Raw genomic sequence first — 14,370 nt, forward strand, 5'->3', positions numbered from 1 at the left:
ACGGATCTTCAGCAAACTTTCAACCGGATATGTCATAATGTAGCTATCTATCACTGATTTGGAGGTACCTATGATGAAAGCAGCTCAAGGCGTTCGACTACTGCTAGTAGATGATGAGCCTCATATACTACAATTTCTGGAGCTGGGTCTCCTTAACGAAGGATTTGAAGTCAGAACCGCACCCGATGGGATCACAGCCATCTCGGTAGCTGCTGAGTTCAAGCCACATGTAGCCATCCTAGATGTCATGATGCCTGGCATGGATGGATTCGAGTTATGTCATTACCTTCGCTCAGAAGAGACGGAACTAGCCGTTATTATGCTAACTGCAAAGGATGAAGTGGACGATCGAGTCAAGGGTCTCACTATTGGCGCTGACGATTATATGGTCAAGCCCTTCAGCTTCGACGAATTGCTTGCCCGAATTCAAGCGCGGCTACGCAATCAGTTTCCAGGTCTGCTCGGCGAGGTGCGCTGCGGTCCATTCCGAATTGATAGCCGTAGAAAAGAAATTCGCCTCAAGGAAGAAGTCCTTGAACTCTCCCCCACGGAATACGAGTTATTACAGTATCTCGTTATTAATCACGGCCTTGTACTAAGTAAACCCATGATTCTTGATAAAGTGTGGGGCTATGACTTTGGTGGTGAGGAAAATATCGTTGAGGTCTATATCCGTTCACTTCGCGAGAAGCTCGGAGATAAGGAGCACCGTATTATCCGTACCCTGCGGGGAGCAGGCTACCGGGTAGATCTATGAGTAAGCGCATCTTTAAATGGTTTCGTAAGCTGCCTGCACCACGTTCTCTGCGCAAGCAGTTGCTAGCCATTTCGCTGCTCATTCTATCAGGATTGCTGCTGCTAATCGGAGTATTACAATATATACTCATGCGGGATTTCATATATAGCAATAGAGCAGAGTCTATGGAAGCGCAAATACGTTCTGTTCCCCGTGAAATGTTTTTCAACTTTTTCAATTCCTATGACGAGGACACCACAACTCCAAATGAGGGAAACACCGAGTTTAATGGCAATTTGCCGGGGGAAAGAAACGGCGAGAATAAAATTCCAAATGGTCAAAGAACCGGTGAAAATAGGCGTCCACTCCTGCTGGATGCCCATACAACACTCGCTATTTATAGCGCGGAAGGCACCTTCCGAGACTTACAGCAAATGACTTTATCTGATTCAGCCGCGCCTAGATTAACGAATGAGCAATACAATAATCTGCTCACTCATATCACGGATAGAGCAACAGGAAACTATAAGCTCGTAGAGGCCGATGACGGCACTGAACATCTGGCTATATTCGTGAATCTCTATAGACCTGGAAATACTCGATTGCTACTCCAAATGAGTGTGAATACCGGACCTCTTACGGATGTAATCTTACAGCAATTGATGATCTACGCAGGCTTGTCAGTGATTGCTTTATTGGCTGGCTTCTTCCTATACTTGCCTGCCCTTCGAAAGACGCTGGTCCCTCTGTCAAATATGGGAGAGTCCGCCGAGATCATTGATGCCGGTAATCTGGATATCCGATTTCCAATGAACCAAGGCCAGACTGAGATCGACAAGCTGGCTCATTCATTCAATGGTATGCTCGAGCGTCTCGAAATATCCTTTCATAATGAACGGGAAGCCAAGGAACAAATGCGCCGCTTTGCTGCTGATGCTTCTCATGAGCTGCGAACGCCACTGACCTCAATCCACGGTTTTCTGGAGGTCTTACTACGAGGTGCTGCGGATAACAAAGAACAGTTATACAATTCATTGCGAAGCATGCATGGCGAATCGAAACGGATCAACAAGCTGGTGGAGGATTTACTGCTGCTCGCTCGGATGGACGGCGCCCCCCAACTGAAGATGACGGATCTACTGCTCGGTGAGGTCATTTCCGAAATGAAGCCACATCTGCTCTTATTAGCGGATCAGCGCAAGGTTACTTTTGATATTTCGTATGGCATCCATGGTAAATATGAGCCCAATAAAATCAAACAGGTGATTCTGAATCTGTTCCACAATGCAGTTCAGCATACGGATGCAGAATCTGGCACCATTCATCTCTCTTCACATGCTAGAGAAAATGAGGCCATTCTAACGGTGCAAGACAACGGCTGCGGGATTTCTCCAGAACATATCCCACATATCTTCGATCGCTTCTACCGCAGCGATTCCTCTCGCACACGAAAATATGGTGGATCTGGACTCGGCCTTTCTATTACCAAGTCTATCGTGGAGGCACATCACGGCAAGATTAGTGTAAGCAGCACCCTCGGTGAGGGAACAACGTTCAGGGTTACCCTTCCTTGCGAGGAAGGATTAGCCAAGAGAGAGTAACAACCGTTATAATAGATGATAGACTTAAGCCCATGATGCTTACGAAGTAGTTTTGCTATGTTGTCCATTCTAAGGAGCATCGCTCCACAAAACTTAAGCCTATGCTTTCGAAGCGAGTTTTGCTCCACAAAACTTTTAGGAGGTCAAAAAAATGTACGAAATCGCCGTAATTGGAGCCGGTCCTGCCGGTGCAAGCGCAGCCCTGTTCGCCGCCAAGGCGGGCAAAAAAACGCTGCTGATCGACAATGATAAAGGCATGACCCGTAGAGGATGGTTTGAAAATTTTTATGGAATTTCCGAAGTAGGCGGTCCTGATCTCGTAGAAACCGGACATAAGCAAGCCGTCAAATTTGGCGCTGAGCTGGTAGCAGAACAAGCGATTAACCTCACTTCCAGCGGCAATGGATTCGTCATTGAAACTGAAGACGGAATCATTTATGAAGCCAAACATGTTATTCTAGCAACAGGTGCCCTTACCGATCTAGCCGCCAAAGCAGGTGTGGAAACTAAGGATGGTACAGAACCAAGAATCAAAACAGTAGTCGCTGTTAATCCAGAAGGCAAAACAAATATTGAAGGCATTTGGGCTGCAGGTACCGTTGCCGGAGTAAGTGTACATGCCATTATTACGGCAGGCGATGGCGCGAAGGTAGCCATTAATGTGATTAGCGAGCTAAATGGCGCGCGTTATGTTGATCATGATGTGCTAAAGGCTTAATCAATGACTGAAAATATAGATCCGGAGACGATTCTTAGGAATCTGTCCTCCGGATTTTTTATATCGCAAAATATAACTGCACTTGGTGCAGATATTTCATACTTTAGCACCCCTATGACTTTTTTAAGTGTAGTATGTGCAACTAAAGACAGTCGAAAAGTGTATTTCCGTTGGATTACGAAGAAATAAGTGTATCAAGTGCAACTAAGTCGATACGTAGTTGAATGATACACTTTTTAATTGTATAAAGTACACTTATCTGCTCACTCTCTTTACGCGACACGCAAAAAAACTGCCCCAAATCAACCTAATCTCACCGCCGAATGACGATGTTATGGTCGTTTGAAACAGTCTCCTTCAATCACTAGCGTGTACCCCAAGGTAACGCCCCCACTTCTTCACTTTCCTTCAGACTAGCAGCCAGCTTTTGCAAATACGGAACCAGTAATGGACGCAACTCCTCCCGCATCAATCCGACCTCCAGCGTAGCCTGAATGTAGCCGAATTTATCACCAATATCATAACGTCTGCCGATCAAATCCAGCGCTAGCAGACCTTCAGTACGGCATACCTCATGCAATGCATCAGTCAGTTGATATTCACCACCTGCTCCCCGTTCAAGGTTAGCCAGCACTGAAAATATCGAAGACTCCAAAATGTAACGTCCCATAATCGCATGCTCTGAAGGTGCCGTATCGGGTGAGGGCTTCTCCACCAAACCTTTAACTTCATGGACACCTTGTAGTGAACCGCTAGATGAAATAATTCCGTATTTATGAACCTCCTGCCGTGGTACCTGCTGAACACCGACGATGGTCTTCTCTTCTTGTTCATACAATTGCATCATTTGCAGTAGCGCCGGGTCCTCCGAGACCATGATATCGTCACCGAGCAGAACAGCGAACGGCTCATCGCCAACGAACTGTTCCGCACAAAGGATGGCGTGACCTAGTCCTAGCGGCTCTTTTTGCCGAATGTAATGAATGCTGGCCAGTTCGCTAATCGCTTGGACTTCACGAAGCAGCTCCTCTTTTCCTTTTTCCAAAAGCATCTGTTCCAATTCCACTGATTTATCGAAATGATCTTCAATCGATTTCTTGTTACGCCCCGTCACGATAATGATACTTTCAATGCCGGATCGAACAGCTTCTTCTACGATATATTGAATCGCCGGCTTATCCACAATGGGCAGCATTTCCTTGGGCTGAGCCTTAGTTGCAGGCAGGAAACGAGTGCCTAAACCCGCGGCGGGAATAACCGCTTTTCTAATCTTCACAACGAATCCCTCCCTTGTATTTATCGATTGTGTAGAGCTTGCTGCTCACGAGCATCCTGCTGCTTCTTGCCTTCATAGAACTCCTGAACAATATAGAGCGGACGTCCCTTGGTCTCATCATAAATCCGACCGACATACTCACCCAGAATCCCTAACATAATGAGCACAAAACCATTAAAGGTCAGTGTGATTCCGATCATCGATGCCCAGCCCTTAACGACTGAATCCGTAAAAATCACCAGATATAGCACATACATCAGATATAGAAAACCAGAGGCCGACAGCAACGCGCCAAGGTATCCTGCCAGCTTCAGCGGCTTATAAGAGAAGGAAGTAATTCCATCCAGAGAGAGCTTAATCATCCGTTTCAGCGGATATTTCGTTTCTCCCGCCAGACGTTCATCGCGTTCATATTCAATGGCTTTTTGCCGAAAACCGACCCAGCTGACCAGACCGCGTACGAATCGATTTTTCTCCGGCAGGCGCTTGAGCTCCTCACAGACTTTACGATCGATGAGGCGAAAATCCCCCGTATCGACAGGTATTGAAATATCGGTTGAATAACGTAGCACTCTATAAAAGAGGCTGGCCGTCCACTTTTTGAATAAGGATTCTCCGTTGCGCTTTATCCTTTTGGCATATACAACTTCATACCCCTGCTTCCATTCCGTAATCATGTCCAGAATCAGTTCCGGCGGATCTTGTAAATCGGCATCAATAATGACAACTGCATCCCCTAGGGCGTAATCCATTCCGGCAGTAATAGCGATCTGATGTCCAAAGTTACGAGACAAGTCGATCAGCTTCACACTCTCATCCCAGTAGCTATATTCCTCAATCATCTGGGCGCAATTATCTGTGCTGCCGTCATTCACAAAGATCAGCTCATACACTTCATTAGTTAAGCCCATTACTTTTTTGATACGTCGATACGTCTCTTGAATGACCGCCTGTTCGTTAAACATCGGTATAATAATGGAATAGCGCACGTGGGTACTCATGAGCAGCTCCTCCTTAAATTTGAATAATGAAGCGTGCCTGATCTATCTCATAACACGCTTCATATGCTTAACATTCGCCTAGTTTACAGTGACCTTGTATAATGTCCCGCTGTTTCCTCCATCGCTTCCTGCCCAATCGGCTGCTGGAACTTCTGTACCATTCTCTGTGATCCAAGTCGTCAACTCGGAGCTTCCCCCGCGTCCACCACCCATACCACCGCTATTGATCAGGAAGTACTTCACCTTTCCGCTCTCTACGAACGCCTTTAGGGTATCTGGGGTATACACGGTGTCCGAGTTAGAAAATCCGTTCAAAATAACAACCGAGGCACCCTTATCAACGATATATGGAGCTGCTGTGCCATAATCCAATGTAGCAAAAAGATAAGGCTCCCCAGTATTGTTCTCCTCCAGATAGGACAACAGACTCTCATTCGCACTTGCGGCGCTATTACGTCCAAAATTGCCTGGACTGCCGCCCATTCCCCCTCTACCCTCACTACTGCTCGGGCCTGCCTCAGGGGTTTGACTGTTTAAACCATAAGTTATGGGAGTAGCTGCCCAGTAAAGCGGCCCAACTAACAATACTAATACGGCTGCAATACCTGTCGCTGTCGTATAAATAAAGGATTTTTTAAAGCCTTTAAGAACTACCAGGACCAGCGAAACCACTATGGCTGCAGCTAAAATCCCAATGGACCAGCCACTGCCAATCGTATCGTTATAAGGATGAACAATGTACCACTGGAACCCTGCAGTAACCAGCGTTGCGGCAGGCAATAGCCAAGACAGCCAACCAGAGTGCTCCCGATATAGCGTCCACAGCTTCGACCATCCTGCACCGACTAACGCTGCAACTGGTGGAGCCATCATCACCAGATAATATTGATGGAAGAATCCTGCGATACTGAAGAATCCCATAACGGGCACCAGCCACGCTAACCAGAAGAGAGCCTCTTTATGAGCTTGGGTAAAGTTCTTTCTCCGCAGATTGGCGAATAATCCAATGATGCCTAGCAATACGAAAGGCAGCATCCAGCTAGCTTGACCTGACAGCTCCGATTGGAACAGGCGCAGTGGACCTGCTGTTCCTGTATTGAACATTCCGCCTCCGCTTCCACCGCCGTTCATGCCGCCGCGATTTCCTCGCCCGCCGTCCTCGCCACCAAATTGCCGACCTTGACTGTCTGTTCCACTAGGAGGCTGACCTGGTGCACCTCCATCATCGTCACCAGTCTGGCTATTCGAGGTCGAATTTGTGCCTTGCCGGCCCGAAAATGCTGCACGTCCGCCATCAGCGTCACTATTACTGCCTGACCCGTTCATGTTGGGCATCTCGCCATTCATAGCTGGCATTTCACCATTCATGTTCGGCATCTCGCCGCCATTCATTCCTGGCATTCCACCGCCACCACCACCTGCCCCGCGATCCCCCGTTAATCGGGCCACGCCATTATACCCAAAAGCAAGATTCAGCACTGAATTGGTACCACTGCTGCCGATATAAGGCCGTTTGCTGGCGGGAATCGAATCCACGATCACTGCCCAGGATAAGGAGACTACAAGCAAAATTGCTGTGGAGGCGGCCAATACTCCCGTCTTCCGCTTCCAGTTCACTTTGGCAGCTAAGACATAAAAGAAATAAAAAGCCGGTAGAACCATGTATGCCTGTAGCATCTTCTCGTTAAAACCAACACCGATTAACGCAAATGCGGTAAGAAGGCTACCCATCTTGTTGCTCTTCGTCCCTTTAAATAGAAACCATGCCGCGAGCAGAAGGGTGAATACAAGCAGTGCATCAATATTGTTCGTCCGGCTGACTGCCGCTGCTACCGGAGTAGTCGCCATGACTAGAGCTGCTATACGTGCTGCCGCTCTGCCAAAGGTAGGCTTCACCAGCAGGTATACAAGTAACACGGAGCCCACGCCGCCAAGTGCCTGTGGCAAAATCACACTCCAACCGTGCAGCCCGAAGATAAGCGCGCTAAGTGTCTGAATCCAAAAGGTAACTGGTGGTTTATCTACCGTTACTGAACCCGCGGAGTCCAGTGAAGCGAAGAAGAAATTATGAAAGCTCTGCAGCATACTTCCCACCGCGGTGGTGTAGTATGTATTCACATAGTGGTCATTCCAAACTCCATACCCGTACAAAAAAGCGGCAATTAATAAAATGAGCCACAATATAAGATCCGAGCTTATTTTTTTGACCCTGCTCATCTCCATCCACTCCTATCCTTTGATCATCTGTATTCCGGCAGTTCTGTGCCCCCGGTTCAATCTTTCTGTAGGTGTATTATTTCACCCTTACCTTAACTCTCAATGAGTCCAAGCTGAATGTTTGCTGAATATACAAGGCCCCCAGAACGCAAAAAAGACCCCACAATGTGGAGCCTTTCTGTTTTTAAAATTGACTATTCCATCCTGCCCATAGCAACGAGCTTATTCACTGTATTCCAGTTACGTGCTGTAACAGACATACCTAATATTTTGTCAAAAGAAACCTTAAAAAGCGGCGATTGGCTCACGCTGATCTCATATAATACGTACATCTCTCTGCCGGCAAAACGCAGTTTATCCGGTCCTTCCTCATAAATACGCAGCTTATCTAGTGCTTCAGCTGAAGGCACTGCTGGCAGAAAAGAAACATACCATCTTTTGAACGCCTCTGGGTCGGTCAGCTGAAAGGGATTATTAGTGATTACTTCCTCCATCTCAGCCAGTGTACGAATCATAACAGAGACCTCAAAACCAAAAACCTCATGAATCTGGCGTTCAATGACTCCGCTAAGGAGACTCTCCGATTCCTCATCACTTTCAAACACTACATTGCCGCTCTGAATATACGTTCGTACATTGTGAAAACCAAGGGACTGCAACATTGTCTTCAGATCCTGCATCTTAATGATTTTGTGGCCGCCGACGTTAATGCCACGCAGCAGCGCAATATAGATGGTCATGGAGCACACTCCGTTTCTAGTCAGGATCAAGGTAGTCCCACGGTTAAGGTCTGCAGACGTTTACGCACTTCTTTTACCAGAAGCTCCTTCTCCGGTGGCGGAAGTCCTTCCACCAGACGCGCGGCAGCGATTGGCAAAATCCAGCGGTCTATGTCCTCATAGGCGAGACCTGATAAACGGAGATACTCCCGAATGTATCCCTTGGTTAATTTCTTTCTAATAAAACCTATCATCATTCTCGATAAGGCAGAGGCTCCAGGGGGCATGGCTCCCATACTGAACATCACTACAGATCGAGCAGCATCGGCCGCTGGTTCTCCCGCCACACCTGTCATCCAGTCGATTACCCAGAGCTGGTCATCCATAAGCACATTGTCAGGATGGAAATCTCCATGACATAAATGGGTTCCTTGTGGTAACTTCTCCACATAGCTCAGGATGGCTGACTTCTCATCTTCACTAAGCATTGGAGCCCCCATAATATTCCACTTCAACATATCCTTCTGCTGTCCAATTTCTTCTGTAGGTTCAAGCTTATGCAAATCACAGTGAAGTCCCGCCATCATTCTGGCATAATGGGTAACTTTCCAAGGCTTCTCACCCATCACTTTTAGCAGGGAGGGACCTTGAATTTGTTGAAAAACGATTCCTTGTCGACTCTGTTCAGAAATTAGTTCAAAGGGCTGCGGTGTCCGGACGCCCTGCGAGTGCACAAACTGGCTGATCTTATATTCTCGGCTAATATTCTGCTCTGAAACATCCGCCAGGTACAATTTAAGAATCCTCTGATCATCATGCTGCCAGATCTCCGCTGTTCTGCCTTTCCCAACAAGCTTCGCCTTCATTCAGCAGCCTCCATTTAGTCCAGATTAATGCGTGTAAAATGCTCAACAACCGGAAATGGATCGTAGTAATGGTGAAGCAGCGCCTTCCATTCCTGATACTGGCTGGATTCTCTGAATCCTATGGTGTGATCTTCAAGCGTTCTCCACTTCACAAGCAGAAGATATTTATGATCATCCTCCAAGCAATGCTGCAATTCATGCCCTATGTAGCCTTCGATCGAAGAAATTAAGCTTGAGGCCTCCTTGAAGCTTTTTTCAAATTCAGTAGTAAAACCAGACTTCACTTGCAGCATCGCAGCTTCCAAAATCATAATCAGCATCCTCCAACGGTTATGTATTTAAAGCATCACGGAAAAATTCATGATAAAAATTAATAATAACAAGCAGAATGGCTAGTGACTCGTTGACCTGCTCTACCTCAAGGCTATGATTAGCATCATCGATTCTATACACTTTTAAATGATGAAGCCCACTAATTTCACCAGATAGCTGTTCGCTAAATAAAGGGTCGCTTCCACCATAAATTACAGTCCCACGACTCTGCTGTATCAAAGGGATCGCCTCAGGTAATGGTGTTATATATAGATGAGACGTCTTTTTCTGTATTTCCAGCTCTTCTGCAATTCTCCCTGCTATGACCGAACCCACGCTTTTGCTAATGAATAGAATCTTTTTGTAATCAGGAAGAGATGCAATGGCCGCCTTACATTCCTGAATGAGAATAATCATTTCATCACGCTTAAAACCTACTCTAGCACTCTGGTAGCCATATTCAAGCAGTAGGACATCGCAATTATGTTCCCGAGCAGCTTTGGCCGCATAATCTAGCAGAGGGCGTTCAGCCGAGTAATTTTTACCTGGAAAAATAACAGCCAGTGTCTTAGATCCTTGAGTAATATATTTATGTCTAACCTCTCTACCCCAATAAGAGGACATAATGATGTTGCTGACGTTCATACCTGTTTCCCTCTTTTCTAAAACAACCATTCTATATATCTATCATTATAGCTAACTTATGTTTAGTTTTAAAATCAAAGAATTCCTAATCTTTACTAGAGATCAGGAATGTTCGAAAGTAGGTCTATTGCTGTGATGCCACCTGCTTATGTTTACTTTTACTAACCTTAATTTCAGCACAAATCCACAATATCAACGGAATAATCACCTGAAAAGGAAGCGCATATATTGGATAAATAGTATAGGCAAAATGCTGCATCTCCATAATATCCTTGAAGATAAACCGAGAGAAATAAACCATAATCAATCCCATCTGAAGCACAACGGATCGGTAGCTCTTCAGTTTGAATAATTTAGCGACTCCAACGCTAGCCACATATAAACATAAGCTGGCCTTTATGAATATGGTGATTACAAATCCAAGTGCGGATGATGCCTCCATTCGGGTCAAAAAATCCCCGATATTAATCCGACTAACTGCTACATAAGAGGGAAAGTATAAGCTTTGAACAATATCAGGATTGAGAATCAGCAAATTCCGCAGTGAAACAAGCAAGATCACTCCGCCAGAAATCAGTAATCCGCTTAGCAGTATCTTTTTGGCTGAGTCTTTTGCCGGTAAATGACTAAATACTCCCATAAAAAGAACAATTTCAGCAAAAGGAAAAGCAAATGATCCCAATGTATCTGCAAATACCGGTGACCATCCACTGTCAAGAAAAGGCTTCAAATAGTGGTACTTGAGCTTGGGAATGGCTAGGATTTCAATTAAAAAAATCTCAGCTAAAAGCAGCAGTAGAAATAGTTTAGCACATCTTCCAATCACCTCAATTCCTGCCTTAACCACCCAGATACATAACAGTCCAATACATAACATGGGTGCAATCATAGGGGTCTCAGTCAAAGCTACTGTTTTACTAAATTCTCCAAAATTCCTTAGAACCAGGGCCCCCATATGCAGCGCGTACCATATATACATACAAGAAACTACTCTTCCAAGGATAGATCCAAATACGGTGATCAAGATATCAAATAGATCCTTCGCCGGAAAAAGCACATGAAATCTCGCGTAGATAAAAAGCAGGGGAACCGTTAACGATATGGCAAAAAGTAAAGCAATCCAGCTACTGTTGCCCGATTTCCCCGGCAGTCCCATGAATAGTGAAGTCCCAATAATAAATAGAACAACAATACTTATAGAATGCCCTGTGGGTATAATCTCTCTTTTCATGCTTAAATCTCCTCTTGGACTTGTAACTAAAATAACTTGCTGATCCAGCTGACTATGAAAGGTGAAGGACTAGGAAGCTGCCATTTCATGGCCAATGCAAAAGCAATACAGAAAGAAAACAGACATAGTGTACAACACACATAAAAATCCCGTTTCATCCCTTGCTTTAATAGTCCGTAAGGATCCATCAATACAACAAAAAAGTAGATTAACACAACGATAACAGCCAATTTAATCACCTATTCTTGATGGATCTGGATAGATCTTGAGTTTTGAGCACTGCTTTCAATAATTACTGTTGAATTTACAACCACATCTAGATCAGAGAATTCCCGCTCCCAATCTTTATCTAGCTCGGTCCAGGTCTTAGGCATATTCTCAAAGATAATTTCTCCGAATCCAAAAATATCGGAATGATATTCCCGCTGCACCTTTTTAATTACAGAGAGAATATTCTTCTGTAATTCCTTAGCGGCACGCTTTTCTATAACATTCTTACTATTTAGACTAGTGAATCCTTCAGTAGTCATTACCTCATCAAGCCCGGTATGTGTGAACGTATTTATCTGTAATTGGAGCTTGCCGTTTACCCAAACAGGCTTTACTTTTGTTGTATTAGAGAAAATTTCAAGTGTAAAGTCGGGGGTTCCCTCTTCGTTATTCACGGTTAACACCCCTCCCTTAATATTATCTTTAACAAACAACATATACTTGGTCTCTTCGCCACTCAGCTTACCAATCATTTTGTCCATTTTGAATATAGCTGTTCCACTAACACGCGGATTCTTCTGACCATTCTTTTCGTGAATATAAATAAGAGGAGCTATCGCACAATCCCCCGGCGTTTCAAGCTTTTCAATGAAGTCCCAAATTTCAACAACCGGAGCCGTGCTTACATTTTTTTCAACCATCATCTGCTGGGCAAGACCATAAGACATAATCGTTTCTGTTGAGCTGTTCAAATTAATTACTTCCTGAGCCGTCTTCTCTTTAGAAACAAATACATAAACATCCGACCGAGTTTCTGTATCTCTGTTGTACCAATCAATCACTTTTACAACCCCTTCCTTCGCTACCTCCTCACTGATAATGATCGCCTTGGAATGGCTCCAGAATAATTTTTTTCCCGTGATTGAAATCATGCCTCGCACAATTTCAAACAGCGTTTTACCTGAAAGACTAACCATCTTATATCCCGCTTGACTAGACTTCATCCCCTCTTTCGTATCCACGATTTCGACCGTTGCTAATAGCTTCCCGTCAGAATCTTTATCGATGCCAATGCCTGCTACAACCGCCCTGTCTTCAATTTCAGCGTAATCCCAACAGCCCAAGATACTGACCAGAAGTAATAGCGATATACAAGCTAGCAAACCTTTTTTGATTTTTTTCATGACCGATTCCTTACTTTATTTGTCGCTTTTCTCTTTCGGTTACGAGCACCAATCATCGCTGGACGCAGATACATATGCCACCACGGCGCCCTTATAGCTGTATCCTTAATATCCTGCGGGCGAATAGAACCTACTCCAAGCATGTATTGAACGCCAAAGGAACGTAAACTCATCAAATGAATAACTAAACCGATCACACCCAAAAAATATCCATATAATCCTAGAAAAAAGGTAGCAAACAGCAGCAGCGACCTTACTACGATTAAAGGACCCGTCAGCCTAGGGTTAAGCAAAGCCATAATTCCGGTTAAACCCACAACAATAATCATAGGTGCGCTAACTATCCTCGCTTCCACAGCCGCCTGACCCAATACAAGCGCACCTACGATACTAATCGCCTGACCAATGTAGGTCGGTATTCGTTCTCCTGCCTCGCGCAGAATTTCAAATATCGTTAGCATGAACAAGACCTCCACTACAGTCGGAAAAGGAACGGCAACTCTCGACGTTGAAATACTAAGCAACAACATGGTAGGCAGCATCTCCTGACTATAGGTAACCAATGCTACGTACAAAGCAGGGATACTAATAGACAAGAAAGCTCCTAGCACCCTTATCATTCGATTAAATGAACCAAAGTAATAGTTAATATAATAATCAGAACTAGCCTGGAAATTCTCCACAAACAAGTAGGGCACTGTCATTGCATAAGGACTGCCTTCCATTAATAAGGCAACTCTGCCCTCCATAATTTTGCTTACTACAGAATCTGGACGTTCTGTGCTCCCCGTCATCTCAAAGGGTGAGAAGGGTTCATCCCGAATAAGCTCTGAAAGAACAGACGTATCCAATACAACATCTATATCCACCTGTTGAATTCGCTCTTGCAACTCTTTAACAACTTCCGGTGAGGCCAACCCTTCGATATAACAAATACAAGTTTGTGTTTTGGAGCGGACCCCGACCTGGCCAAAAATCAACTTTAAGTCCGGACTTTGCACTCTTCGGCGAATGAGCGTCAAGTTTACAAGCAGTGACTCTGTAAAACCTTCTCGCGGACCATTGACACTTTTTTCCGTCACAGGCTCCGCGATGGCCTTCGTTTCCCACCCCTGCGCACTAATGTTAAGCGCACCAGCAAAGCCATCCAGCAGAAATAATGTTTTTCCAGCTACGACCGCGCTAACCATCTCATCCAAACTCGTAGAGCAGACCACATCGCTAATGTTAATAACCAGCGTCCGAATTTTCTCCATCATTTCAGCTGTATTTCTGCTATCCATTGCCGTAAAATCAAAATCCATTAGAGGCTTTATCACCCCGTACTGGATCATTTCCCTGTCTACCATTCCGTCTACATAGACTAATCCGCAGCGGATGCCGTCACTATGGATATTATTTAGCACCCTTATCCTAAGAGTTCCATCATCCTTGAATATTTGCCGAAACAGATTCATCATTTCATCTAGTGACGTACTCGGAGTCTGCTCAGAGGTCGTATTTTGTTGAGAATCTTTGCGGTTACCATCTGCTGCCTTTTTCTCCACAGTAGTCACTCCTGTCACAATAGTTTCCTAGAAATTATCCCCCATCTCACTAAATACTATCCGCCAAAATTATACTGAAAAGGGATCAACTTCTTTGCAAAGGAGAG

Annotated in this window: 13 protein-coding genes; 3 read left to right on the forward strand and 10 right to left on the reverse strand. The window is 44.9% G+C overall.

Annotation, left to right across the window (positions count from 1 at the left end):
- Window positions 1–73: 73 nt before the first annotated feature.
- The 3 genes from M2444_RS25605 (at window position 74) to M2444_RS25615 (ending at window position 3,055) form a co-directional block, all read left to right on the forward strand.
- Window positions 74–757: a response regulator transcription factor gene (locus M2444_RS25605; protein WP_280788372.1), complete on the forward strand. Its 684-nt coding sequence runs from the start codon at window positions 74–76 to the stop codon at window positions 755–757.
- On the forward strand, window positions 754–2,337 hold the full coding sequence (locus M2444_RS25610) for a sensor histidine kinase (protein WP_280788349.1): 1,584 nt from the start codon (window positions 754–756) through the stop codon (window positions 2,335–2,337). The genes M2444_RS25605 and M2444_RS25610 overlap by 4 nt, the downstream gene beginning before the upstream one ends.
- Before the next feature lie 151 nt (window positions 2,338–2,488).
- Window positions 2,489–3,055, forward strand: a complete 567-nt coding sequence (locus M2444_RS25615) for an FAD-dependent oxidoreductase (RefSeq protein ID WP_042184618.1) — start codon at window positions 2,489–2,491, stop codon at window positions 3,053–3,055.
- Between the two features lie 364 nt (window positions 3,056–3,419).
- Here M2444_RS25615 and galU read toward each other — a convergent pair whose 3' ends face one another.
- The 10 genes from galU to M2444_RS25665 all read right to left on the reverse strand — a co-directional run bounded on the left by galU (window position 3,420) and on the right by M2444_RS25665 (window position 14,263).
- Window positions 3,420–4,331: a UTP--glucose-1-phosphate uridylyltransferase GalU gene (galU, locus tag M2444_RS25620; RefSeq protein ID WP_094878270.1), complete on the reverse strand. Its 912-nt coding sequence runs from the start codon at window positions 4,329–4,331 to the stop codon at window positions 3,420–3,422.
- A 20-nt stretch (window positions 4,332–4,351) separates the two neighbouring features.
- Window positions 4,352–5,332 carry a glycosyltransferase family 2 protein gene (locus M2444_RS25625; RefSeq protein WP_280788350.1) on the reverse strand — a complete coding sequence of 327 codons (981 nt, stop codon included), beginning with the start codon at window positions 5,330–5,332 and terminating at the stop codon, window positions 4,352–4,354.
- 78 nt (window positions 5,333–5,410) lie between these two features.
- Window positions 5,411–7,549, reverse strand: a complete 2,139-nt coding sequence (locus M2444_RS25630; protein ID WP_280788351.1) for a glycosyltransferase family 39 protein — start codon at window positions 7,547–7,549, stop codon at window positions 5,411–5,413.
- 194 nt (window positions 7,550–7,743) lie between these two features.
- Window positions 7,744–8,289 (reverse strand): DUF1697 domain-containing protein, encoded by a 546-nt coding sequence (locus M2444_RS25635; protein ID WP_094878267.1) that lies wholly within the window; start codon window positions 8,287–8,289, stop codon window positions 7,744–7,746.
- A gap of 26 nt (window positions 8,290–8,315) precedes the next feature.
- Complete coding sequence (locus M2444_RS25640; RefSeq protein WP_280788352.1) at window positions 8,316–9,134, reverse strand: phosphotransferase family protein; 819 nt, start codon at window positions 9,132–9,134, stop codon at window positions 8,316–8,318.
- A gap of 14 nt (window positions 9,135–9,148) precedes the next feature.
- On the reverse strand, window positions 9,149–9,445 hold the full coding sequence (locus tag M2444_RS25645) for an antibiotic biosynthesis monooxygenase family protein (RefSeq protein ID WP_094878265.1): 297 nt from the start codon (window positions 9,443–9,445) through the stop codon (window positions 9,149–9,151).
- A 19-nt stretch (window positions 9,446–9,464) separates the two neighbouring features.
- Entirely contained in the window at window positions 9,465–10,091 is a 627-nt protein-coding gene (locus tag M2444_RS25650; RefSeq protein ID WP_094873581.1) for a hypothetical protein, read from the reverse strand.
- Window positions 10,092–10,215: 124 nt separating this feature from the next.
- A complete protein-coding gene (locus M2444_RS25655; protein ID WP_280788353.1) occupies window positions 10,216–11,322 on the reverse strand; it encodes a GerAB/ArcD/ProY family transporter in 1,107 nt (368 codons plus the stop codon).
- Window positions 11,323–11,561: 239 nt separating this feature from the next.
- Window positions 11,562–12,716 carry a Ger(x)C family spore germination protein gene (locus tag M2444_RS25660; RefSeq protein WP_280788354.1) on the reverse strand — a complete coding sequence of 385 codons (1,155 nt, stop codon included), beginning with the start codon at window positions 12,714–12,716 and terminating at the stop codon, window positions 11,562–11,564.
- The gene (locus tag M2444_RS25665) at window positions 12,713–14,263 is read right to left on the reverse strand and encodes a spore germination protein (RefSeq protein ID WP_280788355.1); all 1,551 of its coding nucleotides are present in this window, start codon (window positions 14,261–14,263) and stop codon (window positions 12,713–12,715) included. The genes M2444_RS25660 and M2444_RS25665 overlap by 4 nt, the downstream gene beginning before the upstream one ends.
- Between the last annotated feature and the right edge of the window lie 107 nt (window positions 14,264–14,370).

The organism is Paenibacillus sp. PastF-3, assembly GCF_029893135.1.
Lineage (GTDB): Bacteria > Bacillota > Bacilli > Paenibacillales > Paenibacillaceae > Paenibacillus_AQ > Paenibacillus_AQ nitricinens.

What these genes read in the sequence shown, in the direction of transcription:
- M2444_RS25645 (WP_094878265.1), bottom strand. Translation starts at nt 9,445, where the DNA reads ATGATTTTGGAAGCTGCGATGCTGCAAGTGAAGTCTGGTTTTACTACT.
- M2444_RS25650 (WP_094873581.1), bottom strand. Translation starts at nt 10,091, where the DNA reads ATGAACGTCAGCAACATCATTATGTCCTCTTATTGGGGTAGAGAGGTT.
- M2444_RS25640 (WP_280788352.1), bottom strand. Translation starts at nt 9,134, where the DNA reads ATGAAGGCGAAGCTTGTTGGGAAAGGCAGAACAGCGGAGATCTGGCAG.
- M2444_RS25605 (WP_280788372.1), top strand. Translation starts at nt 74, where the DNA reads ATGAAAGCAGCTCAAGGCGTTCGACTACTGCTAGTAGATGATGAGCCT.
- M2444_RS25655 (WP_280788353.1), bottom strand. Translation starts at nt 11,322, where the DNA reads ATGAAAAGAGAGATTATACCCACAGGGCATTCTATAAGTATTGTTGTT.
- M2444_RS25630 (WP_280788351.1), bottom strand. Translation starts at nt 7,549, where the DNA reads ATGAGCAGGGTCAAAAAAATAAGCTCGGATCTTATATTGTGGCTCATT.
- M2444_RS25625 (WP_280788350.1), bottom strand. Translation starts at nt 5,332, where the DNA reads ATGAGTACCCACGTGCGCTATTCCATTATTATACCGATGTTTAACGAA.
- M2444_RS25660 (WP_280788354.1), bottom strand. Translation starts at nt 12,716, where the DNA reads ATGAAAAAAATCAAAAAAGGTTTGCTAGCTTGTATATCGCTATTACTT.
- M2444_RS25615 (WP_042184618.1), top strand. Translation starts at nt 2,489, where the DNA reads ATGTACGAAATCGCCGTAATTGGAGCCGGTCCTGCCGGTGCAAGCGCA.
- M2444_RS25610 (WP_280788349.1), top strand. Translation starts at nt 754, where the DNA reads ATGAGTAAGCGCATCTTTAAATGGTTTCGTAAGCTGCCTGCACCACGT.
- M2444_RS25635 (WP_094878267.1), bottom strand. Translation starts at nt 8,289, where the DNA reads ATGACCATCTATATTGCGCTGCTGCGTGGCATTAACGTCGGCGGCCAC.